The sequence below is a fragment of the Roseobacter sp. genome, assembly GCF_024639605.1.
GTDB lineage: Bacteria > Pseudomonadota > Alphaproteobacteria > Rhodobacterales > Rhodobacteraceae > Roseobacter.
Window position 1 is genome coordinate 15,642 of sequence record NZ_JAHEHZ010000016.1, and the last position, 21,129, is coordinate 36,770.

Genomic DNA, 21,129 nt, shown 5'->3' on the forward strand with positions numbered 1-21,129 from the left:
TCAGTAGACCGGCGGCGCGATGACCCAGATGGCCACGGCGGGTTCTGAGGACGGGTTGGACCAGCGAAAAGCCTCGCCCCGGATGCGGAAACTGTCGCCGGCCTTTACCGAATGTTCAGCGCCCGCGATCCACAAATCAAGCTGTCCCGAGACCATGTACCCCACCTCCTGAGTTGGCCGTGTCACCGGTGTGGTGATGCAGCTTTTCGGCTCAAACGTGGAATGCACCATCTCAAAGTCATCTGTGAGATCTGGCGACAAAAGCTCTTCGACGAGGCCCGCAATCTTTGATCCGATGGGCCGGCGCGCGTCCGAGCGTACGATATGGCCCGCCTCATGCGCCGGTGCCGCCGCGTGCCGGAACAACATCGAGACCGGCACTTCCAGCACGGAGGCAATCTGGCGCAGATCGGTGATCGATGGCTCCGATTTGTCGCGCTCAACCTGGCTCAGCCAACCGACGGACCGCCCCAGAACGCCGGAGAGACCGGACAGTGTCAGCCCGCGCGCCTTGCGCAGCGCACGCAGGTCCGCACCGAGAGTGGCTGGTTGATCTGGCAGGCTGTGGCGCATCTGTCCCGTCGTGAAAATCTTGTCGTATTTTTCAGCCTGCGTGAGTCTGGTGAAAAAATCCAGAGAATTTTCACGGGTTGAAGAGTTTTTTTGCGCGGGCCCGGGCCGGGACCCGGGCGTTCAGGTTCGTGCAAAAACCGAGGTCAGGATATCCGCCAGTGCGGTGGCATCCTGCTGAGAAAAAGCGTCCGCCTGGTCGCTGTCGATGTCGAATACCGCGATCAGGTCCCCTGCCGCGTTGCGCACCGGCAGCACCAGTTCTGACCGCGTGGAGCTGGCACAGGCGATGTGATCCGGGAAGGCCTCCACGTCTGCCACAAGCTGCACTTCACCACTGCGCGCCGCCGCCCCGCAGACGCCACGGGAAAACGGGATCACCAGACACCCATGCCCGCCCTGATAGGGGCCGATTTTCAGTAACTCAGGCTCTGTTACGCGGTAAAACCCGGTCCAGTCAAAGCGCGTGTCTGCATGGTGCACCTCGCAGACAACTGTCGCCATGAGCGCCACCTCATCGGTCTCATCCTCGATAAGGGCGCCGATTGTCTGCGCCAGATCGCCGTAATCAACCTGCATGAACCGCTCCGTCAGTCGCGCTCGATAGCGATGGCCGTGCCTTCGCCGCCACCGATACAGATCGCCGCAACACCGCGTTTCAGACCGCGTTTTTCCAGTGCATTCAGCAGCGTCACCATGATCCGCGCGCCCGAGGCGCCGATGGGATGTCCCAGCGCACAGGCACCGCCGTTCACATTCACGATCTCATGATCAAGGCCCATCTCGCGCATGAATGCGAGCGGAACCACAGCAAAGGCCTCGTTCACCTCCCAGAGATCAACACCGGATTTGTCCCAGCCGATACGGTCCAGCAGCTTTTGCGCCGCCGGCACCGGCGCAGTGGTAAAGAGCCCCGGCGCCTGGGCGTGACTGGCATGACCGACGATGCGGGCGCGCCGGGTCAGACCCTGCACTTTTGCCGCATCGGCAGAGGCCAGTACGAGCGCCGCCGCTCCATCCGAAATCGACGAGGAATTCGCCGCTGTCACCGTACCGCCGTCGCGGAAAGCCGGTTTCAGATGCGGGATTTTTTCCGGTCGCGCGGAGGCCGGTTGTTCGTCACTACGCACGGTAACAGAGCCTTTTCTGCCTGCAACTTCTACCGGCGAAATCTCATCTGAAAAGGCGCCTGAGCTTTCTGCTTCAAGCGCCCGCGACAAAGACGCCAGAGCATAGGCATCCTGCACATCGCGGGTAAACTGATAGGTCTCTGCACAGTCTTCGGCGAAGGTGCCCATCAGCCTGCCCTTGTCATAGGCATCCTCAAGCCCGTCCAGAAACATATGGTCAATGACCTGACCGTGTCCAAGGCGTGCACCGCCGCGCATTTTCGGCAGCATGTAAGGCGCGTTGGTCATGCTTTCCATACCGCCCGCGACCATCACATCCGTCTGTCCCAGAGCGATCTGGTCAAAAGCGATCATCGCGGCTTTCATACCGGAGCCGCACATTTTATTGAGCGTCGTCGCAGGAACCTCTTCGCCCAGACCAGCATGGAACCCGGCCTGGCGGGCGGGTGCCTGGCCCTGACCCGCGGGCAGGACGCATCCCATCAGCACCTCTTCAATCCTCGCAGGGCCGGCCCCGTCAAGTGCGGCGCGTATGGCAGCCCCGCCCAGTTCAGCGGCACTCATCGATGCGAAGTCACCCTGAAATCCGCCCATCGGGGTGCGGGCAGCACCTGCAATCACGACCTCGGCCATATCCTGTCCTCCTGGAGCACTTAAAGAGATTTGTAAGACTTACCCCTTAGAGATGCGGGATAACCAGTGTCCGGGATCATATCATGGAAATTTCCGCCAAAACAGAAGAGCAGTTGCGCATTGTGTCTGTTCAGGATGCCCGGATCGACGCGGCCTGTGCCATCGAATTCAAAGATGCGATGCGCAGTGAAACGGATGGTGGTCCGGATGTTGTGGTTCTGGATCTCAGCCGGGTGGAATTCATTGATTCCAGCGGCCTTGGTGCGATTGTCGCTGCGATGAAACACATGGGGGCTGACCGGAAACTGGCCCTGGCGGGGCTCACACCGAAGGTGGAACGCGTGTTCCAGCTCACCCGTATGGATTCTGTTTTCAGCGTTTTTCCGACCCTCGACGGCGCGCTCGAGGAGCTCGGAAACTGATGAGCCGGAACGTACCGTCCCGGTCAGCGGGCGCACAGACTTTCCCATCCTTTGAGGTGTCGTTACTGAGCAGCGATCTGGCTGTGCGGGACGCCCTCGCGCGTATCCTCAGAGAACTCGACCCGCTCAGCCTCGATATCGAGGAAACGGGAACGGTGGAACTTGTTCTGGCCGAGGTCCTCAACAACATCGTTGAGCATGCTTATCCGACCGAAGCAGGCGGTGGTCAGATCAGAGTTTTCTGCCAGCCGGCCCAGGACGGGCTGCATGTGCGTATCACCGACTGCGGCGCAGCGATGCCCGAAGGACATCTGCCGCTAGGCAGGGCGGTTGAGGTGGACGTAGATTTCAGCGAACTTCCTGAAGGCGGATTTGGCTGGTTTCTTATCCAGGATCTCGCAAAGGATGTGGAATACGCCCGCGTGGGTGAACAGAACCGCCTGAGCATGCGTCTGCCGGTCGGTATTCCGGCATAAACCGGTTCTTAATTCCTGTGACGCGGCGCCTTAATTATTCCGTGTAATTTCCTTAAACGATCCAATTGAGATCATATTGCCGCCTTGTTCAAAGGGCATACCTGTTCATGTAGCTGCATATAGCTTCCCTCGGCGCTGCGTGTTATAGCCCCCACCCAGTGCGCGGCGCCGAGGACTTCCCCCCCTGAAATCACAGTTGCGATGGACATCGGGTTTCCCGGTGTTAAATAAACAACTGCTGAAAACTGACGGGAGAGACGCGGTGCGCGATTTTCATTTTCCGGGCCGGTCACCGGTTCTCGCCACAAACGGGATGTGCGCAACCTCGCATCCGCTGGCCGCAAAAACTGCCATCGATATTCTGCAGTCCGGCGGAAACGCCATGGATGCGGCGATTGCCGGTGCGGTCCTGCTGGGAATCTGTGAACCTCAGATGACAGGAATCGGTGGCGACTGTTTTGTACTCTGGTCGGAAACTCCTGACAGCCCGGTCAAAGCCGTCAACGGATCCGGCCGGGCGCCGGCCGCCCTTGATGCCGCAATGCTGCGTGCCGATGGCCACGCAAAAGTTCCCCCGCTGAGCGCCCATGCTGTCTCAATGCCGGGTGCTGTTGATGCTTTTTGTTATCTCTCAGACACCGCCGGCCGTCTCGGGCTTGCCGACATTCTGGCGCCGGTTATTCACTACGCAGAAACAGGTGTGCCCGTCGCGGCACGGGTTGCTTCAGACTGGGCACAGGATGCGCCTGCGCTGCAGGGTCACGGTCGTGATCATTATCTGATCAACGGCAAAATCCCGTCGGGCGGCGAAATTTTCCGGGCACCGGGCCAGGCCGAAGTGCTGCGCCGTGTCGCGAAACATGGCCGCGACGCTTTTTACACCGGCGAGATCGCGGAAGACATGCTCGCGGCGCTCAGCGCTCAGGGCGGTCTGCACACCGCAGATGATTTTGCGAATGTGGCTGCCACGCCAACGGACCCCATCAGCGGATTTTACAACGACCTTGAAGTTGTTGAGCATCCGCCAAACGGTCACGGGGTGACCGCCCATCTGCTGATGAATATTCTCGCTCAGTTCGACATCGCGGCGATGGATCCCTTTGGTACTGAACGCACGCATATCGAGGCCGAAGCCACCAAACTTGCCTATGACACGCGCAACCGTTTTCTGGGCGACGCGGGCCATATGACCCGTCTCGATCACATGCTCAGCATGGACACCGCCAAAGACCTTGCCGCGCTGATTGATCCGAAAAAAGCGATGCAAAGCGCCACAAAACTGTCCGAAACCGTACATAAGGACACGATCTACATCACAGTCATCGACCGTGACGGGATGTCCGTGTCTCTGATCTATTCTATTTTCAACGGGTTCGGATCAGGGATCGCCTCTGAAAAGTTCGGAATCCTGCTGCAGAACCGTGGCGCCGGTTTCACGCTCGAAGAAGGTCACGCAAACGAACTTAAGGGCGGCAAACGGCCGATGCATACGATAATACCCGGTATGCTGCGAAAAGACGGCAAAGTGATTATGCCTTTCGGGGTAATGGGCGGCGCGTATCAACCCAACGGTCATGCCCGTTTCGTCTCCAACCTGACCGACTTTGGCATGAACCCTCAGACCGCGATCGACGGGCCCCGTGCATTTGCGATCGAAAACGAGATGCGGGTTGAGCACAGCTATTCGCAGAAAGTGCGTCAGGAGTTGTCCGACCTGGGTCACAACGTCGTAGAGCCCGCGACCGCGATCGGCGGCGCTCAGGCAATTCTGATCCGCGATGACGGTGTGCTGGAAGGTGGGAGTGACCCGCGCAAGGACGGCTGCGCTCTGGGATACTGACCGCTCGCGTTGTCGCCGGTCAGTTCAGCTGAAAATGCAGCGGATAGGTGCCGTTCTGAAACGGACCGAACAGATCGGGGATGTCGGGGTGATCTACCGGCTCCCCCGAATAATCCGCCACCAGGTTCTGCTCAGACACATAGGCTACGTAATAGCTTTGATCATTCTCAGCGAGCAGGTGATAAAACGGCTGGTCTTTGATCGGGCGGCTGTCTTCGGGAATCGCTTCATACCACTCTTCGGTATTGGCAAATTCCGGGTCGACGTCAAAGATCACACCCCGAAACGGGTGTTTCTTATGGCGGACAACCTGCCCAAGGTTATATTTTGCACGCGTTCTGATCATTACGTTGCAGCTCCCACCCTCTGTTAGTAAACGGTTTTCGGGGCAAATGTCCAACCATCGGACTCTTAAAACAGGAAACAGATTGTGAACCTGGCGCTGACAGTACTCGAAATTGTGGCGCCGGTCTTCCTGCTCGCAGCAATAGGCTATGTTTGGGTTAAAACCGGGTTTGAATACCGGTTGCAATTTGTCACGCAGCTCGCGATGACATTATCCATGCCCTGTCTCATTTTTGTTTCCCTTATGGAAACAGAAATAGATGTGGGCGCCCTGACGGCCCTCTCGCTCGCGACCATCGTTGCCTACGGCGGGGTAACGATTGCCATTCTGATCCTCGTGAAACTGATGCGGCTCGACAACCGCACTTTCACCAGTCCGCTGATTTTCGGGAATACCGGTAATCTGGGCCTGCCGCTGGCGTTTTTCGCCTTTGGCGACACGGGCCTGAGTTACGCCATCATTGTTTTCGCGATTATGCTGATCTGGAATTTTACGTTCGGGATCTGGATGGTGGCAGGACAGGGATCACTGACGAAAATCCTGCGCGAGCCGCTCTTCGGGGGTGCTTTTCTGGGCCTCCTGTTTATGTGGCAGGGCTGGCAGACACCGGTCTTTCTCACCAATACGCTCAGCCTTGTGGGGCAGCTTGGCATCCCGCTGATGCTGATCACTCTGGGCGTGGCGGTGGCCCGTCTTCAGGCGGGCGGCATGGTGCGGGCAATCCTGCTGAGTGCTGTGAAACTTATTCTCTGCACGGCCATTGCCTGGGCTGCGGCCGACTACTTTGAACTCGGGCAGGTTGCTTTTGGCGTGCTGGTTGTACAGGTGGCGACGCCGGTTGCGGTGACCTCCTATATGCTTGCGGAAAAGTACGGCGCCCGGTCCGAGGATGTCGCAGGACTGGTCGTCGCGTCCACGCTCATGTCGGTCGCGGCCCTGCCGCTGCTGCTGGCCGCAGTTCTGTGAAATTCGCCAATTCCCAAGCCCGGTTTTTTCAGTTAAACTGCATGAAAATATAAAAATAAAAAGCGAGAGGCATATGAGCAGAACTCTTCGCGCTATGGCATTGGTTTTACTGGTTGCGTCATGCGGAGGCGGCCAGGGAACGGCACCGCGTCACCTTGATGATGCCTGCCGCATTGCCCAGGAGCGCCCGCAATACATGAAGGCTTTTCAGGCCACGGAGCGTAAATGGGGTGTTCCGGTGCACGTCCAGATGGCGACAATGCATCAGGAAAGCAAATTCATCTCCAACGCGCGCACCCCGCATAAATATGCGCTGGGGGTCATTCCGATGGGCCGGCAGTCAAGCGCATATGGCTATGCCCAGGCGCTCGACGGCACCTGGGACGATTACAAGAAAGCCACCGGCAAGCGGTTCGCCCGCCGCGACCGGATCCGCGATGCGTCCGATTTCATGGGGTGGTACATGGTCACCAGCCGGTCGAAAAACGGCATCCGGCTCGATGACGCACGTCGCCAGTATCTTGCCTACCACGAGGGACACACGGGGTATTCGCGCGGGTCTTACAACCGCAAATCCTGGCTGCTCAGTGTTGCAGACCGAGTGGATGCGCGCGCCGATACCTATCAGGCACAGCTTGTTGCCTGCAGCGCGCGGCGCTAAATCTCAGCGGTCGCGCGTCGAAACCGCGCGGCCTGCATCAAAAAGCGTCGATGACAGGCTCATGCCGGTCTCGAACTCACCCAGGATCACAGTTGTCGTGCTGCCGTTGGCATCGTTCACGATCCACTGGCGCAGCTCCACCGGATTATCGGTAAAACTCATCTGAATATTTCCGTATTCCGGATTCTCCGGATCCTGTGCTGTGACGATTGTTGCAGTACCGTCAAACCGGTGATCTGTCACCATCCGCGCGCGCGCCAGATTGATATTGCGGGCGAGAATGAGCGACAGCGGCGTGCGGTTCAGCGGATAGGTTTCCGGCGGCTGGTTCGACTTCTTGTCGATAATGACCACGGCAGAGGCTTCGGCGATCACCAGCGCCTGCTCGGGCGGGTCATATTCGAACCGCATGCGTCCGGGCCGGCTGATATAGAGCTTTCCCGTGCTGATCGAGCCGTCGTCGTTGATCTGCGTAAAAGCACCCTGCGCGGTCTTGAGATCGTTGAGATAGGCCGAAATCGCATTGAGCGAGAGCTGGTCCGCCGCGGCAGACACCGCACCTGCACAGATAAAACCGATAGCAAGAAAGACAAAACGGAAACGAAACATAGCCGAAGCACCTTGAGATAACTGTTGTCTGATATGCCACATAGGGTGCGGCGGCCTGATATGCGATATCAAACCGGAAGATTGCCGCCGCTCTGCAGGTTTCAGCCCTGTTCAGGCACCAGAATATCCCGTTTGCCGACGTGGTTTGCGGGCGAGACCAGCCCCTGATCCTCCATCTGCTCCACAAGACGCGCCGCCTTGTTGTAGCCGATTGCCAGTTTGCGCTGAATATAGCTGGTCGAGCATTTACGGTCATTGATGACCACCTGCACGGCACTGTCATAAAGCGCATCTTCACCGTCGGTATTACCGCCAAGACCCAGAACCGCGTCGATATCACTCTCTTTGTCATCGGCCGGGCCCTCAACCACGCCCGAGACATAATCCGGCTCGCCGAACTGTTTGAGGTGGTTCACGATCTCCTCAACCTCCTCGTCGGAGACAAACGGCCCGTGACAGCGGGTGATTTTGGCGCCACCGGCCATGTAAAGCATATCACCCATGCCCAGAAGCTGCTCAGCACCCATCTCCCCCAGAATGGTGCGGCTGTCGATTTTCGATGTCACCTGAAAGGAAATCCGCGTTGGGAAGTTCGCCTTGATCGTACCGGTGATCACATCCACAGACGGGCGTTGCGTTGCCATAATCAAGTGAATACCGGAAGCACGCGCCATCTGTGCCAGACGCTGAATACAGGCTTCGATCTCTTTGCCCGCGACCATCATCAGGTCGGCCATCTCATCGACGATGACGACGATATAAGGCAGCGCGACGGGCGTGTTCTCTTCGGTTTCGAAAACCGGCTCGCCGGTGTCCTCGTCAAACCCGGTCTGCACAGTGCGGCTGAAGAGTTCGCCTTTGGACAGGGCCTCACGGACCCGGCCGTTATAACCTTCGATGTTGCGCACGCCCATTTTGGACATCTTGCGATAGCGCTCTTCCATTTCTCCCACGACCCATTTCAGAGCCACAACCGCCTTTTTAGGGTCTGTTACGACCGGCGACAAAAGATGTGGAATGCCGTCATAGACGCTCAGTTCCAGCATCTTGGGGTCGATCATGATCATCCGGCATTCTTCTGGCGTCAGCTTATAGAGCAGCGACAGGATCATCGTGTTAATCGCCACGGATTTGCCCGAGCCTGTTGTTCCCGCGATCAGCAGGTGTGGCATCTTTGCAAGATTGGCCACGATCGGGTCGCCGCCGATGTCCTTGCCAAGTGCAAGTGGCAGGCGCTGATTGCCGTCGCCAAAATCGCGCGTCGAAAGTATCTCCCGCAGCACCACCTTTTCACGGCTTTCGTTGGGCAGTTCAATGCCGATGACTGAACGTCCCGGCACGGTCGAAACCCGCGCCGAAAGCGCCGCCATGGAGCGCGCGATATCATCTGCCAGTCCGATCACACGGCTGGCTTTCAGGCCCGGCGCAGGCTCAAGCTCGTACATGGTCACGACCGGGCCCGGGCGCACCGCGACAATCTCGCCTTTAACGCCGTAATCATCCAGCACGGTTTCCAGCATGCGCGCATTTTCTTCCAGCGCCTCATCACTCAGATGCAGACGCGGCACTTCAACCGGGTTTTCCAGCAGGTTCAGCGGCGGCAGCTCAAATCCCGGGTGGCTGTCGTCAAACGACAATCCGGGCTGTGCTTCGGCCTGGGCGCGGCGCGAGGGCAGCACGGGTTTGCGGACCGGTTGCTGAACCACGCGGCGCGGCTCTGCAACCGGCACATGCGGGGCCTCTGTCTCCGGCTCCTCAAAAAGTGCAGTGTCCTCTTCTGCTGCGATCGCCGGGGCCGGCGGAACGCTCGCCCCCCGCGCTGTCAGCGGCGGCTCTGCCCGCGCACCGGACGTATCCAGAACCAGCGGGTCGGGACCGCGACCACGCCCCTGCGTCAGCGGCGCGGTAACAGGTGTGTGGATGGCTGTTCCCGACCGCACACGCGAGCGGATTACATCGGCAATCCGTGCCTTGATACGGTCCTCGCCGGGCGCGTCCGCGTCGTAATCTGCACCGTCACAGCGATCCTCGTCTGTCTCAATCAACGGTTCCTGGCGGCGCATCATCCCGGGCATCCGCGAAAAGAGACCCGGCTTTGTTTCTTCGGGGTTGTGGAATGCGGGGGCACCGGTCGCCGGTGCCACTTCGGTGGTCAGGGCAGGCCCGGCAGCAGCAGCCCGGGTCTGTTCACGGCGATCAGCAAAGCTGGCAGACGCTGATTGCGCGGCCTGCAATGTGCGACTGGCACCCCGACCAAGCAGCGACATGATAACCGCATAGACCATCACCAGACCCAGCAGCAGAAAACGCGCGATTTTTATGACTTCGGGTCGGGTAAACCCGAGCACAAAACCACCGAGCGCGACTATGCCCAGCGCCATCAGAAAGGACATCAGCTTGATCGTGACAACGGACCCCACCGGCAACAGCGTCAGCAGCGCACCCATCACCGTGTCGCCGAAAAGTCCGCCGAGCCCAAAGCTGTGGGTATCAAGCCAGTTGCCATCGGGCGTCAGTGTCGCGGCATAGATTGAACAGGCCGCAATCGCGATCGGCGCAAAAATCAGCCGCCCGATGGCGCGTTCAGCACCCGCATGCAGCGCAAAGCGCAAACCCCATACCACCAGCACAACGCCAAGCCCCCAGGAGCCCCAGCCCACGATCATAAAGAGCGGCGCTGCGATCGCCGCGCCGATCCGGCCCATCCAGTTCTGCGTCGGCTCATCGGTGGAAACCATCCAGTTTGGATCATCCGGTGAGTAAGACGCAATCATCGCACAGGCCATCAGCCCGAGCACAATCAGTACCAGCCCGAAAAGCTCTTTGCCGCGTTTCTCCATCGCCTCAGCCATATTGCTGTCCAGCAGCGGGTCGCGTCCACGTGTCTGATATGCCATTACTCTGATCCCTCGAAATTATTGCGGATAGAGGCAGTCACGGATCAGTTCGATGCCGCGCGCCGTTTCCGCTTTTGGGGCCACCATGGCGGCCCTGATATATCCTTGTCCGGGGTTCACACCGCCCCGTTCATGCGCCAGATAGCCGCCGGGCAGAACCCGTACTCCTGTCTCACGCCACAGCTTTACGGCTGCTTTTTCGTCATTCTCAACCGGCAGCCAGAGGAAAAACCCGGCCTCGGGGCTCAGGTACCCGGGCACATTGCCAAGGAGCCTGTCGGCGAGGTCGTATTTCTCCCGGTAAAGCGCACGGTTTTCGACGACGTGCTCTTCGTCGTTCCAGACATCAGCCGAGGCCAGTTGTATCGGCAGCGGCAAAGGCGCGCCTGCATAATTGCGCAACAGTTTGATCTCGCGGATGTTGTCAGCACTGCCGGCAACAAACCCCGAGCGCAGCCCCGGCAGGTTTGACCGTTTGGAGAGCGAATGAAACACCACCACGCGGTTCATATCCGCACCGGTTTCATAAGCGACCTGAAGCGCCCCAATGGGCGGCGTTTCACGGTAAATCTCTGAATAACACTCGTCGGCGAGGATCACGAAATCGTACTCTTCTGCCAGCGCGATCAGGTCGCGCCAGTAATCGTAATCCGCCACGGCGCCCTGCGGATTGGCCGGCGAGCAGATATAGGCGGCGGTCGTGCGGTTCAGAACTTCTTCGGGCAGGCTCCGGTAATCGGGAAGGTGGCCGGTCTCACCGGTTGCAGGCACCATGACCGGCTCGGCTGAAACGGAAAGCGCACCGATCATATAGACCGGGTAGAACGGATTGGGCATCAGGATTGCGGGTCGCTGACCATTTTTCGTCTCGGGGCAAAGCGTCATCACTGCGTTGTAAAGCCCCTCGCGGGTGCCATTGAGCGCCATCACCTGCGTGTCAGGGTCAAGCGGCACGCCGTAACGACGTTTGACGAAACCGGTGATCGCCTCGCGCAACTCAGGCGCTGCGTCATTCGGTGGATACTGGTTAAACCCTTTCGAATGCTCGACAATCCGGTCCGTTACCCATGACGGGAACGCATGTTTCGGCTCGCCGATTGTCATGTTTACAGGCTCACCACCACCCTCGTGCACATCAAGCAATGCGCGCAAACGCGGCCATACATGAGCCGGAAGGTTCGAAAACCGCTCAGGGTACACCATCAAAAACTGCCTCAGGTCGGGATCATTCACGTCCCGTTTCGCCTAAGGTACTCAACGCGCGGGCGTGCGTCCACAAAAACGCGCAGCTTTCTGGTGATTTGTGGCTTTTAGGCCAGTGCCGCTTCGGCGGCAGCACCCATGCGCAGCAGCGCCGCTTCCTGACCCGGTGGCGCCATCATCATCAGCCCGCAGGACGGCACCCCGGTGGGCAGGCTGAGCGCACAAAGCCCCATCAGATTGCCGATTCTGGTATTGCGCAGCGACAGCAGGTTTTCAGTGACGTAATAATCGTGATCCGCGTTCAGACGTTCCAGATCCGGTGGCAAAATGGGTGCCGTCGGCAATATCACAGCATCAAACCCGGCGGTTGCCGCGTCATATATCCCGCGCACCTTTTCAAGGGTGGCCCAGGCGGCAACATAGTCCGGGGCAGAATGGTTTTTGCCCAGCCGGAAACGCTGCAGTATTTCGGGATACATTTTTTCCGGATGCGCTTCGATCACCTCTTTCCAGAGCCCGTAAGCCTCTGATGTGTACAGACATGTCGTCAACGCCATCGCCTCTTCCAGCTCCGGCACGGAGATGCGCGAAATCTTCGCCCCGGCTGCACTGAGCCGGATCACGGCATTTTGAAAGGCCGCCAGAGGCTCATCGCGGATGTCGTCGAATGCGACAGTTTCCAGCAAGGCGATGCGGCGCCCTTTCAGACTGACCCCGGTGAGGTCAGCGGGTTTGCCACCTTCGAACGCCGCAAGCATCAGCGCCGCGTCAGAAACCGAGCGGCAGAGCGGACCGACGGTGTCGAATTTCAGCGCGAGAGGCACGACGCCTTCGAGACTGAGCCGCCCCGCGGTCGTTTTCAGCCCCACCAGGTCATTCCAGGCAGACGGAATACGGACGGATCCGCCCGTATCAGAGCCTGCTCCCGCTGCAGCGAGGTCAAAGGCAACCGATGCGGCGGCACCCGATGACGATCCGCCAGGCACGGCAGCGGGATCATTGATGCACGGGGGTGTTGCAGTGCTCGGGTTATGCCCCAGACCGGAAAAGGCAAGCTCGCTCATATGTGTCTTGCCCAGACATACAAGACCGGCGGCCGTGGCATTGACCAGAACGCGCGCGTCCCGGTCAGGCACCCGGCCCGCGAGCAGACCTGAGCCCGCTTCGGTTGCCGTGCCTGCCGTGTCAAAAAGATCTTTCCAGCTCACCGGAACGCCGTCGAGCGCCGACAAGCGCCTGCCCGCTGCGGCGCGTGTTGCCGATGCCGCGGCCTCCGCGCGCGCGCGCTCATGCGTCACCCGCGCGTAAATCCGGTCGCGCAGGGGATGCGTCTCTATGGCGTCCAGATAGGTTTCCGTGAGCGCCACGGGATCGATTTCACCCGACGCGATACCCTGCCCAAGCGCCGTCGCGGTCATTTTAAGCCAGTCCTGCATGCCACCCCCTGCATGTTGCTGCGCACAAACGGTAGCGACGCAAGCGCGCATGGACAATCCCCCGCCACCGGTCCAGATAAGATCTATGGAATTTGATACTGATATCATCGTGGTCGGCGGCGGGCTGAACGGTCCGGTGCTGGCCCTGGCGCTGTCGTCCGCCGGGCTGTCCGTGACGATCATTGATGCGCTGCCCGCCCCTGTCCGGGAAAACCCGGGCTTTGACGGGCGGTCTTATGCGCTGGCGCTGGCTTCTGCGCGGTTGATGCAGGGGATCGGCGTCTGGGACGCGCTGGAAGATCTGGCACAACCGATCCTGGACATCAAAGTCACCGACGGGCGCGCGGGCGAAGGGCCATCGCCGTTTTTCATGCACTTTGACCATGCCGAGATCGAAGAAGGGCCGATGGGATATATGGTCGAAGACCGCCACCTGCGCCCTGCTCTTCTCCAGGCGATGAGCGCGCAAAAGAATATCACCCGGATCAGTGAACGCCGCGTGACCGGCCAGCAGACCTGCCCCACCGGGGTGCGGGTGACGCTTGATGACGGGCAGACCCTGCGGGGTCGTGTGCTTGCGGGCTGTGACGGACGCAGTTCCGGCACGGCGGAGCGCGCAGGCATCACGCGTACCGGATGGTCTTATGATCAGACGGCGCTTGTCTGTTCTCTCGAACACGAGCTGCCGCACAAGGGTGTTGCGCACCAGTTTTTCATGCCTGCCGGGCCACTGGCCATTCTGCCGCTGACCGGCAACCGGTCATCAATCGTCTGGAGCGAAAAGACCGATGCAGCACAGCGCATCAACGATATGCCGGACAGCGAGTATCTGGATGTTCTGCGCCCTCGGTTCGGCAGTTTTCTGGGTGAGATAAGCCTCGCAGGCGCGCGGTTTACCTATCCGCTTTCGCTGTCTCTTGCCACCGAACTTGTTGCCGACCGGACAGCGCTTGTGGGCGATGCCGCACATGGCGTGCATCCGATCGCGGGCCAGGGGCTGAACGCCGGTCTTCGCGATATTGCGGCGCTGGCTGAGGTGCTTGCCGATGCGTCACGGCGTGGCGAAGACATCGGCTCGCGTGGCACGCTGGAGCGGTATCAGACCTGGCGGCGCTTCGATAACGCGACGCTGGCTCTGGCGACGGATGCATTCAACAGATTGTTTTCGAACGATAACCCGCTTCTCAGAGCAGCGCGCGATATCGGGATGGGTCTCATCAACAGAACGCCCGCACTGCGGCGTGGCTTTATCCGGGAAGCCGCTGGCCTGACCGGTGACCTGCCGCGTCTGCTCAGGGGGCAGCCGCTTTAATCGAGCTTGCGCGCCTCGTCTTTGAGCATGACCGGAATGCCGTTGCGGATCGGATAGGCCAGATGGCCACTGCGCGAGATCAGCTCCTGGGTTTCCGCATTATATTCCAGCGTGGTCTGCGTCAGAGGACAGATCAGCGCTTCGAGCATCCGCCGGTCCACACGTGTCTGGGTTTCGCTCATTGCATCATCTCGGTTTCACTGCCGCCCCGCAGCCGGTATTCGATCAGCGTCACCAGCGTCTCGCGCCGCGTGCTCAGCGAGGGGGCCTCCAGCAGCGCCTGTTTATCCTCCGGGTCGAAATCAAGCATCATCGAAAGCGAATTGATCAGCAACTCGTCATCCGCTTCTTTCAGCGTATCCCAGTCAGCCGACAATTCACGGGCGTCGAAATACCGCCCCAGCAGATCCAGAAAGACCGGTCTGGAAAACGCCGGGTCTTTTTCATCCGGCCCGAGATCCCGGTCAAAGCCATCCCAGCGCACGTCACAGCGGCGATAAGGTGTGAACCCTTCGATTTCCTTGATTACACGGAACCGCGACACACCGCCCAGGGTGATCAGATAACGCCCGTCTTCGGTCTCGGAAAACTGCGTGATCCGCCCGGCGCACCCGATGGTTTGCAAGCCTGTTCCGGAACGGCCGGGAATTTCGTTGGGCTGCACCATGCCAATCAGCCGCGTGGGCGTTTTGAGCGCGTCTTCAAGCATCTGAAGATAGCGCGGTTCAAATATGTGCAGCGGAAGTCGCGCGCGAGGCAGCAACAACGCCCCGGGCAGGGGAAAGACAGCTATCGTGTCAGGCAGCTCACCGGCTTTAATCATGTCACGTGACGTAGCCCGCGTTTGGCATCAGGCAAATATCATTGAGCTTAGTTTTCGCCGTCCGTTCAGCATCACCGGATCATTGGGCTTGAGCGCGTCGAAAATCGTGAACAGCTGTGTTCTTGCCGCTCCGTCATTCCACTCCCGGTCTCGCCGGAAAAGCTCAAGCAGGGTATCTACCGCGGCCTCTATATCGCCGTTGGCGTGCAGCGCCTTGGCCAGGTCAAAGCGTGCCTGCATGTCATCCGGGTTGGCCTCGACAGCAGCACGCAGGTCGTCAAGCGGCCCGGCCCCTTCGGCCTGGCGGGCAAGCTCGAGCTGTGCATGAGCCGCTTCGAGCTCGGGCGCTGTGGAGATCTCCGCCGGCGCACCGTTCAGGATCGCCTCCGCCTGGTCGAGCTCGCCCATGGCGATGTTTGCACGTACCAGACCAGCGTAGGCAGGCGCATGGTTCGGGTCCTCACCCAGGATCGCGGCAAAAGTTTGTGCCGCATCCGATGCAGCACCTTCACCAAGCATCTCTTCGGCCGCCGCCACAGCTTCGGCAAGCTCATCTCCCGGCGCCTCGCCGCCCGCAGCTTTCACCACGCGGTCGATAAAGGCTTTGATCTCAGACTGCGGCACTGCGCCCTGAAATCCGTCAATCGGCTGGCCTTTGTAAAAGGCATAAACCGTCGGGATCGACTGGATCTGCAGCTGGCCCGCGATCATCTGTGCTTCGTCCACATTGATCTTGACCATCTTTACGGCGCCTTTGGCACCGCGCACGGCCTCTTCAAGCTGGGGCCCGAGTGTTTTGCACGGGCCGCACCAGGGCGCCCAGAAATCTACAACCACAGGAATGGTCTGCGATGCCTCGACCACATCAGCCATAAAAGTGGCCTCTGTCGTGTCCTTGATCAGATCATCCGCTGCCGGTGCAGCGCCAAGGTTCAGGTCCATCATTGTTCTCTTCCTGTGTTATGCGGTCTCAGAATGCGGTCAGTGCATATATGGGAGGTTCCCGGCAGATTCAAAGGTCAAAGCTGGCAAAGACCGGCGCATGGTCGCTGGGTTTGTCCCAGCCGCGCACCTCGCGCAGGATCCGGCTTGAATGGGCTGAGCGGGCGATATCGTCCGAGGCCCAGATGTGATCGAGCCGGCGGCCTTTATCGGCGGTGTCCCAGTCAGCGGCACGGTAGGACCACCAGCTGTAAAGCAGACCCTGCGGAATATCCTGCCGGGTGACATCGACCCAGCCGCCTTCCGTCTGCACATCCGACAGATGCGCCACCTCGACCGGCGTATGGCTCACAATCTTCAGCAGCTTTTTGTGATCCCAGACATCATCTTCGCGCGGGGCGATGTTCAGATCCCCCACGAGGATGGATTTTTCGGGTCGGTTGTCGCGAAACCAGTCCCGCATTTCTGTGAGGTAGTCGAGCTTCTGGCCGAATTTGTCGTTTATGGTCCGGTCTGGTTTGTCACCGCCGGCAGGCACGTAAAAATTATGGATCGTCACACCGTTCTCAAGCTGACCCGCAATGTGCCGCGCATGCCCCAGTGCGGCAAAATCATGTGTTCCGACTTCTCTGACCGGCAGTTTCGACAGGATCGCGACACCGTTATAGCCCTTCTGCCCGCGCGCCACGACATGACCATAGCCGGCATCGGCAAAAGCCTGCAGCGGCATTTTATCCACGGGGCTTTTACATTCCTGCAGGCACAGCACATCAGGGCCTTGCCCGGACATCAGCTGAAGCACCAGATCCTGGCGCAGCCGCACAGAATTGATGTTCCAGGTTGCAAGGGAAAAAGTCATGTCAGGGCACTCCGCAGTCATAGTCTGCGGCACCCTACCCTGCGCACAAAAGCTGTGCCATGACGAACTGCACCGGCACTCTGAAGCGGGCGGACGCCAGGCTCATCAATAATGAGTGGCGGAAAAAAAGGGCCGGGCGCAAGGCCCGGCCAAGTCCAACAGGGAGGTTGTATGTCATTACCCGGACATACACGGGATTCCAGAATGAGTACGACGTGACCCGTGACTCAGATCTAAACAAAAACGGTTAACAAACTCAAAACCCGTCACGCAATAAGACGATAACCGCCTGATTCGGTCACAAGAAGGCGCGCATTGGACGGATCTGGTTCTATTTTCTGGCGCAAACGGTAAATGTGCGTCTCCAGCGTGTGAGTCGTCACCCCGGCGTTGTAACCCCAGACTTCGTGCAGCAGAACATCACGCGGAACCACGCCCTCGGTAGAGCGGTAAAGAAACTTCAGGATATTTGTTTCCTTTTCTGTCAGCCGAACCTTTTTATCGTCTTCGGTCACCAGCATCTTCATCGAGGGTTTGAAGGTATAGTGCCCGAGCTGGAACACAGCATCCTCAGACTGCTCATGCTGGCGCAGCTGCGCACGGATCCGCGCAAGCAGCACCGGAAACTTGAACGGTTTGCTGACATAATCATTGGCCCCGGCATCCAGACCCAGAATGGTATCAGCGTCACTGTCGTGGCCTGTGAGCATCAGAATAGGGCTTTTCACGCCCTGTTTGCGCATCAGCCGGCAAAGCTCGCGCCCGTCGGTATCAGGCAGGCCCACATCCAGGATCACCAGATCGTAAAGCGCCTCTTTTGCACGCGACATGGCATCAGCACCATTCGCGGCCTCAAAGACATCGAAATCCTCGGTCATGATCAGCTGTTCGCTCAGCGCCTCGCGCAGATCATCATCATCATCAACCAGCAGTATCTTTTTCAGTTGTGCCATGGGTAATCTCCCTCTCGTTGCATCACAGATGGCGATTTGCCCGGTTTCAGGCAAGTGCGGCGCAAATTCTCTCACGGCCTCGTGTTACACGGGCCGCCAATTGTTTCAATTCTGCCCGGTTTGCCCTAGATCAGCATTGTAAATCTCGGGCATTGTAACATCATGAGCATCGCACCTTCCCTCACAGAACGCCTGGCCCGGGCGCGCGCCGATCTGCGCATGGGGGTACCTGTGGTGCTCGACGGCGAGGCGCCGGTGCTGATATCGGCCGCTGAAACCATCGGCGGGGCGCGTTTTGCCGCCCTTCGCAAGGTGCCCGGAGAAATGGTGCTGGCGATCACGGCGCGACGGGCCCAGACGCTGAAAGCGCGTGCGTATGACGGGGATATCGCGCGTATCCTTTTGCCCGATGATGCCGGACCGGACTGGATCCGGGCAGTGGCAAGCCCCGAAAACGATCTGATGCATCCGATGAAGGGGCCGCTTAACTGCGCGCGCAGCGGCCCGGCGGATGCCCATCACGCGGCGCTGAGGCTGGCGAAAAGCGCGCGGTTGCTGCCGGCGGCCCTGGTCGTGTCGCTGGAGAACGGCGCTGCTTTTGCCGCTGAACACGCGCTGACCTGCCTGCCGCTGAATGAGATGGCCGGGTTGCTGGACGCGCGCAGCCCGCTCAGTGAGGTGGTCAGCGCGCGTCTGCCAATCGAAGTGTCCGAGGCCGGCAGACTGCATGTGTTCCGCCCTGACGACGGCGGCGAAGAGCACTATGCCATCGAAATCGGCCGGCCCGATCGCAATAAACCGGTGCTGACCCGGCTGCATTCCGCCTGTTTCACCGGTGACCTGATGGGCTCGCTGAAATGCGACTGTGGCCCGCAATTGCGCGCGGCCCTGGCACAGATGGGCGAGGAGGGGCATGGCGTCCTGCTCTATATGAATCAGGAAGGGCGCGGCATTGGCCTCGCCAACAAAATGCGCGCCTATGCCCTGCAGGACCAGGGGTTCGATACAGTCGAGGCCAACCACCGGCTGGGGTTTGAAGACGACGAGCGCGATTTCCGGCTGGGCGCTGACATACTGAAATCACTTGGTTTTTCATCGGTCCGGCTGCTGACGAACAATCCCGCCAAGTCCGAGATGATGCAGGCCTGCGGGCTGGCGGTAACGGAACGGGTGCCACTGCATGTGGGCGTGAACCGGCACAACCGCGACTATCTCGCGACCAAAGTGCGCAAATCCGGACATCTGCCGTGACGCCTTTTGACCTGGTTCTGACACCGCGCGGCGTGCGGTTTCGGGGGCAGTATTACCCCTGTACAATCGGCAAAACCGGCACGACCAGTCGAAAAAAAGAGGGCGATGGCGCCACCCCGCGCGGCGAACACCGCATCGTCGGCATGCTCTATCGCCCCGACCGGATCGCGCGGCCCGCGCCGTGGGCGCTGCCGGTCGGCCCGCGCGATCTGTGGTCGGATGACATGGGCCACGAAGACTATAACATGATGGTGCGCGCGCCCTATCCGCACAGCCATGAGGTGCTGCGCCGGGCCGATCCGCTCTATGATCTGATCATCCTGACCGACTGGAACTGGCCTTACGCAGTCAAAGGGCGCGGCTCCGCGATTTTTATCCACCAGCAGCGCCGGCCCGGGTATCCGACCGAAGGCTGCGTCGCCTTTCGCCGGGAACATCTGCGCCGGATCGCCCCGCTGATCACGCTTCAGACACGGCTGATTGTGCCTTAACCGGTCTCGCGCGCGCCGAAAATGGCGGATCCGACCCGGACATGCGTGGCTCCGAGCGCGATGGCCGCTTCGAAATCACCGCTCATACCCATGCTCAGACCGCTGAGCCCGTTGCGTTCCGCTATTCTGGCGAGCAGTGCAAAGTGCAATGAGGCCTCCTCATCCGCAGGCGGAATACTCATCAGCCCCACCACCGGCAGATCCATATCAAGACAGTCACGGATAAAGCCATCTGCATCATCCGGCAGAATACCGGCCTTTTGCGGCTCTTCGCCGGTGTTGACCTGAATGAAAAGATCCGGACACCCGCCGGTCTCCTGTGCCAGACGGGCAAATGTTTTCGCCAGTTTCGGCCGGTCGAGCGAATGAATGCACTGAAAAAGCTCGAAGGACTGGCGTGCCTTGTTGGATTGCAGCGGCCCGATCAGATGCAGATCAATGCCGTCGAACTTCTCGCGGAAACCGGGCCATTTGCCCGCAGCCTCCTGAACCCGGTTTTCGCCGAATGACCTGTGCCCTTCGTTCAGAACGGCCTCCACGCGTGCGTCGGGCTGTACTTTTGAGACCGCGATAAGTGTCACAGATCCCGCGGCCCGGCCCGCGGCAGCCTCCGCACTGGCGATTTTATCTTTGATGTCCTGCAGGCCCATACCGGCGTCCTCCCTGTTGTGACCAGTTACATAAGAGAGCAGCAGAAAAGAAAAGGGGCGAACCCAAAGGTCCGCCCCGGTTTTCTCAGGTTGTTGCGTTCAACTTAGAAGTTGAAGCGAACACCCAGGTCAGCAACGGTGTTGCTGGATGTGTTGGAACCAACCATACCGGACAGGGACACGCCGCCGCCCAGGGAGTGGTTGAAGCCGATGCCGTATGCTTCGTCCAGGTCGTCAGCACCACCGCCGGCAATAGATGCCACGATGTTTGTCGCTGCGCCGACCGGAACGGAGCCGGAGATACCGTAGGCAACGTCGTCGTTCGCTGTGAAGTCGCCATCGGAGTCACCTACGAAGAACGCGAGGTCTGCGATACCAACGGTACCTGTTGCAGTCGCGGTCCAGAAGTCGGTGTCGTAAGGTGCTGCGCCGTCATCGTCTTCCGCCATGCCGTAGCCAACGCCGAAGGTCCAGCCGGAAACGGTGTAAGATGCACCGATTTCGAAGGCTTCGTAGTCGTCTGTGGAGCTTGGGCCGGTGCCGAGGTTTTCGGAGTAGTCAGGCGAGTAGGACGCCATCACTGCGAAGTCACCCATTTCGTACTTCACGTTGACGCCGGTAACACCGTTCGAACGTACTTCGTAGAAGTCGATCGGGCC

At 59.6% G+C, this 21,129-nt stretch carries 23 protein-coding genes; 8 read left to right on the forward strand and 15 right to left on the reverse strand.

The annotated features are described in order from the left end of the window. From Q0M35_RS03755 to Q0M35_RS03765, 3 genes are all read right to left on the reverse strand, one after another. Positions 1 to 573, reverse strand: a complete 573-nt coding sequence (locus Q0M35_RS03755; protein ID WP_295312478.1) for a helix-turn-helix domain-containing protein — start codon at positions 571 to 573, stop codon at positions 1 to 3. Positions 574 to 693: 120 nt separating this feature from the next. Beyond that, the gene (locus Q0M35_RS03760) at positions 694 to 1,149 is read right to left on the reverse strand and encodes a GAF domain-containing protein (RefSeq protein WP_295312484.1); all 456 of its coding nucleotides are present in this window, start codon (positions 1,147 to 1,149) and stop codon (positions 694 to 696) included. A gap of 11 nt (positions 1,150 to 1,160) precedes the next feature. After that, complete coding sequence (locus tag Q0M35_RS03765; RefSeq protein WP_295312490.1) at positions 1,161 to 2,333, reverse strand: acetyl-CoA C-acyltransferase; 1,173 nt, start codon at positions 2,331 to 2,333, stop codon at positions 1,161 to 1,163. Positions 2,334 to 2,416: 83 nt separating this feature from the next. On the opposite strand from Q0M35_RS03765, the gene Q0M35_RS03770 reads away from it, so the two are divergent. From Q0M35_RS03770 to Q0M35_RS03780, 3 genes are all read left to right on the forward strand, one after another. After that, positions 2,417 to 2,755, forward strand: coding sequence for an STAS domain-containing protein (locus Q0M35_RS03770; protein ID WP_295312496.1), 339 nt, complete (start codon positions 2,417 to 2,419; stop codon positions 2,753 to 2,755). Continuing rightward, positions 2,755 to 3,231, forward strand: coding sequence for an ATP-binding protein (locus Q0M35_RS03775; RefSeq protein ID WP_295312510.1), 477 nt, complete (start codon positions 2,755 to 2,757; stop codon positions 3,229 to 3,231). Before Q0M35_RS03770 ends, Q0M35_RS03775 begins: the two co-directional genes overlap by 1 nt. Before the next feature lie 262 nt (positions 3,232 to 3,493). Next, positions 3,494 to 5,071: a gamma-glutamyltransferase family protein gene (locus Q0M35_RS03780; protein WP_295312516.1), complete on the forward strand. Its 1,578-nt coding sequence runs from the start codon at positions 3,494 to 3,496 to the stop codon at positions 5,069 to 5,071. 19 nt (positions 5,072 to 5,090) lie between these two features. On the opposite strand, the gene hspQ is transcribed toward Q0M35_RS03780, so the two are convergent. Beyond that, entirely contained in the window at positions 5,091 to 5,417 is a 327-nt protein-coding gene (gene hspQ, locus Q0M35_RS03785; RefSeq protein WP_169639129.1) for a heat shock protein HspQ, read from the reverse strand. Between the two features lie 84 nt (positions 5,418 to 5,501). On the opposite strand from hspQ, the gene Q0M35_RS03790 reads away from it, so the two are divergent. Together Q0M35_RS03790 and Q0M35_RS03795 are read left to right on the forward strand one after the other, a co-directional pair. Next, positions 5,502 to 6,383: an AEC family transporter gene (locus Q0M35_RS03790; protein WP_295312520.1), complete on the forward strand. Its 882-nt coding sequence runs from the start codon at positions 5,502 to 5,504 to the stop codon at positions 6,381 to 6,383. 73 nt (positions 6,384 to 6,456) lie between these two features. Continuing rightward, entirely contained in the window at positions 6,457 to 7,044 is a 588-nt protein-coding gene (locus Q0M35_RS03795) for a lytic transglycosylase (RefSeq protein ID WP_169639127.1), read from the forward strand. Between the two features lie 3 nt (positions 7,045 to 7,047). On the opposite strand, the gene Q0M35_RS03800 is transcribed toward Q0M35_RS03795, so the two are convergent. The 4 genes from Q0M35_RS03800 to Q0M35_RS03815 all read right to left on the reverse strand — a co-directional run bounded on the left by Q0M35_RS03800 (position 7,048) and on the right by Q0M35_RS03815 (position 13,189). Then, entirely contained in the window at positions 7,048 to 7,653 is a 606-nt protein-coding gene (locus tag Q0M35_RS03800; RefSeq protein WP_295312521.1) for an outer membrane lipoprotein carrier protein LolA, read from the reverse strand. A 101-nt stretch (positions 7,654 to 7,754) separates the two neighbouring features. After that, positions 7,755 to 10,550 (reverse strand): DNA translocase FtsK, encoded by a 2,796-nt coding sequence (locus Q0M35_RS03805; RefSeq protein WP_295312522.1) that lies wholly within the window; start codon positions 10,548 to 10,550, stop codon positions 7,755 to 7,757. Positions 10,551 to 10,568: 18 nt separating this feature from the next. After that, complete coding sequence (locus Q0M35_RS03810) at positions 10,569 to 11,750, reverse strand: aminotransferase class I/II-fold pyridoxal phosphate-dependent enzyme (RefSeq protein ID WP_295312602.1); 1,182 nt, start codon at positions 11,748 to 11,750, stop codon at positions 10,569 to 10,571. Positions 11,751 to 11,860: 110 nt separating this feature from the next. After that, entirely contained in the window at positions 11,861 to 13,189 is a 1,329-nt protein-coding gene (locus Q0M35_RS03815; RefSeq protein ID WP_295312523.1) for an amidase family protein, read from the reverse strand. Between the two features lie 85 nt (positions 13,190 to 13,274). On the opposite strand from Q0M35_RS03815, the gene Q0M35_RS03820 reads away from it, so the two are divergent. Further along, complete coding sequence (locus tag Q0M35_RS03820; protein WP_295312524.1) at positions 13,275 to 14,501, forward strand: UbiH/UbiF/VisC/COQ6 family ubiquinone biosynthesis hydroxylase; 1,227 nt, start codon at positions 13,275 to 13,277, stop codon at positions 14,499 to 14,501. Here Q0M35_RS03820 and Q0M35_RS03825 read toward each other — a convergent pair. The 5 genes from Q0M35_RS03825 to Q0M35_RS03845 all read right to left on the reverse strand — a co-directional run bounded on the left by Q0M35_RS03825 (position 14,498) and on the right by Q0M35_RS03845 (position 18,078). Beyond that, a complete protein-coding gene (locus tag Q0M35_RS03825; protein ID WP_295312531.1) occupies positions 14,498 to 14,683 on the reverse strand; it encodes a Trm112 family protein in 186 nt (61 codons plus the stop codon). The two genes, Q0M35_RS03820 and Q0M35_RS03825, sit on opposite strands and share 4 nt — an antisense overlap. Then, a complete protein-coding gene (locus tag Q0M35_RS03830) occupies positions 14,680 to 15,324 on the reverse strand; it encodes an LON peptidase substrate-binding domain-containing protein (protein ID WP_295312537.1) in 645 nt (214 codons plus the stop codon). Before Q0M35_RS03830 ends, Q0M35_RS03825 begins: the two co-directional genes overlap by 4 nt. A 27-nt stretch (positions 15,325 to 15,351) precedes the next feature. After that, a complete protein-coding gene (gene trxA, locus Q0M35_RS03835) occupies positions 15,352 to 16,269 on the reverse strand; it encodes a thioredoxin (RefSeq protein ID WP_295312543.1) in 918 nt (305 codons plus the stop codon). Between the two features lie 67 nt (positions 16,270 to 16,336). Next, the gene (locus tag Q0M35_RS03840) at positions 16,337 to 17,125 is read right to left on the reverse strand and encodes an exodeoxyribonuclease III (RefSeq protein ID WP_295312558.1); all 789 of its coding nucleotides are present in this window, start codon (positions 17,123 to 17,125) and stop codon (positions 16,337 to 16,339) included. A gap of 266 nt (positions 17,126 to 17,391) precedes the next feature. Next, complete coding sequence (locus Q0M35_RS03845) at positions 17,392 to 18,078, reverse strand: response regulator transcription factor (RefSeq protein ID WP_295312565.1); 687 nt, start codon at positions 18,076 to 18,078, stop codon at positions 17,392 to 17,394. Positions 18,079 to 18,240: 162 nt separating this feature from the next. On the opposite strand from Q0M35_RS03845, the gene ribA reads away from it, so the two are divergent. After that, positions 18,241 to 19,329 carry a GTP cyclohydrolase II gene (ribA, locus tag Q0M35_RS03850; RefSeq protein ID WP_295312570.1) on the forward strand — a complete coding sequence of 363 codons (1,089 nt, stop codon included), beginning with the start codon at positions 18,241 to 18,243 and terminating at the stop codon, positions 19,327 to 19,329. Beyond that, positions 19,326 to 19,820 (forward strand): L,D-transpeptidase family protein, encoded by a 495-nt coding sequence (locus Q0M35_RS03855; RefSeq protein ID WP_295312575.1) that lies wholly within the window; start codon positions 19,326 to 19,328, stop codon positions 19,818 to 19,820. Before ribA ends, Q0M35_RS03855 begins: the two co-directional genes overlap by 4 nt. Here Q0M35_RS03855 and Q0M35_RS03860 read toward each other — a convergent pair. Together Q0M35_RS03860 and Q0M35_RS03865 are read right to left on the reverse strand one after the other, a co-directional pair. Beyond that, a complete protein-coding gene (locus Q0M35_RS03860; protein WP_295312581.1) occupies positions 19,817 to 20,470 on the reverse strand; it encodes a YggS family pyridoxal phosphate-dependent enzyme in 654 nt (217 codons plus the stop codon). The two genes, Q0M35_RS03855 and Q0M35_RS03860, sit on opposite strands and share 4 nt — an antisense overlap. 104 nt (positions 20,471 to 20,574) lie before the next feature. Then, a partial coding sequence (locus Q0M35_RS03865; protein WP_295312588.1) for a porin occupies positions 20,575 to 21,129 on the reverse strand: 555 nt, incomplete at its 5' end.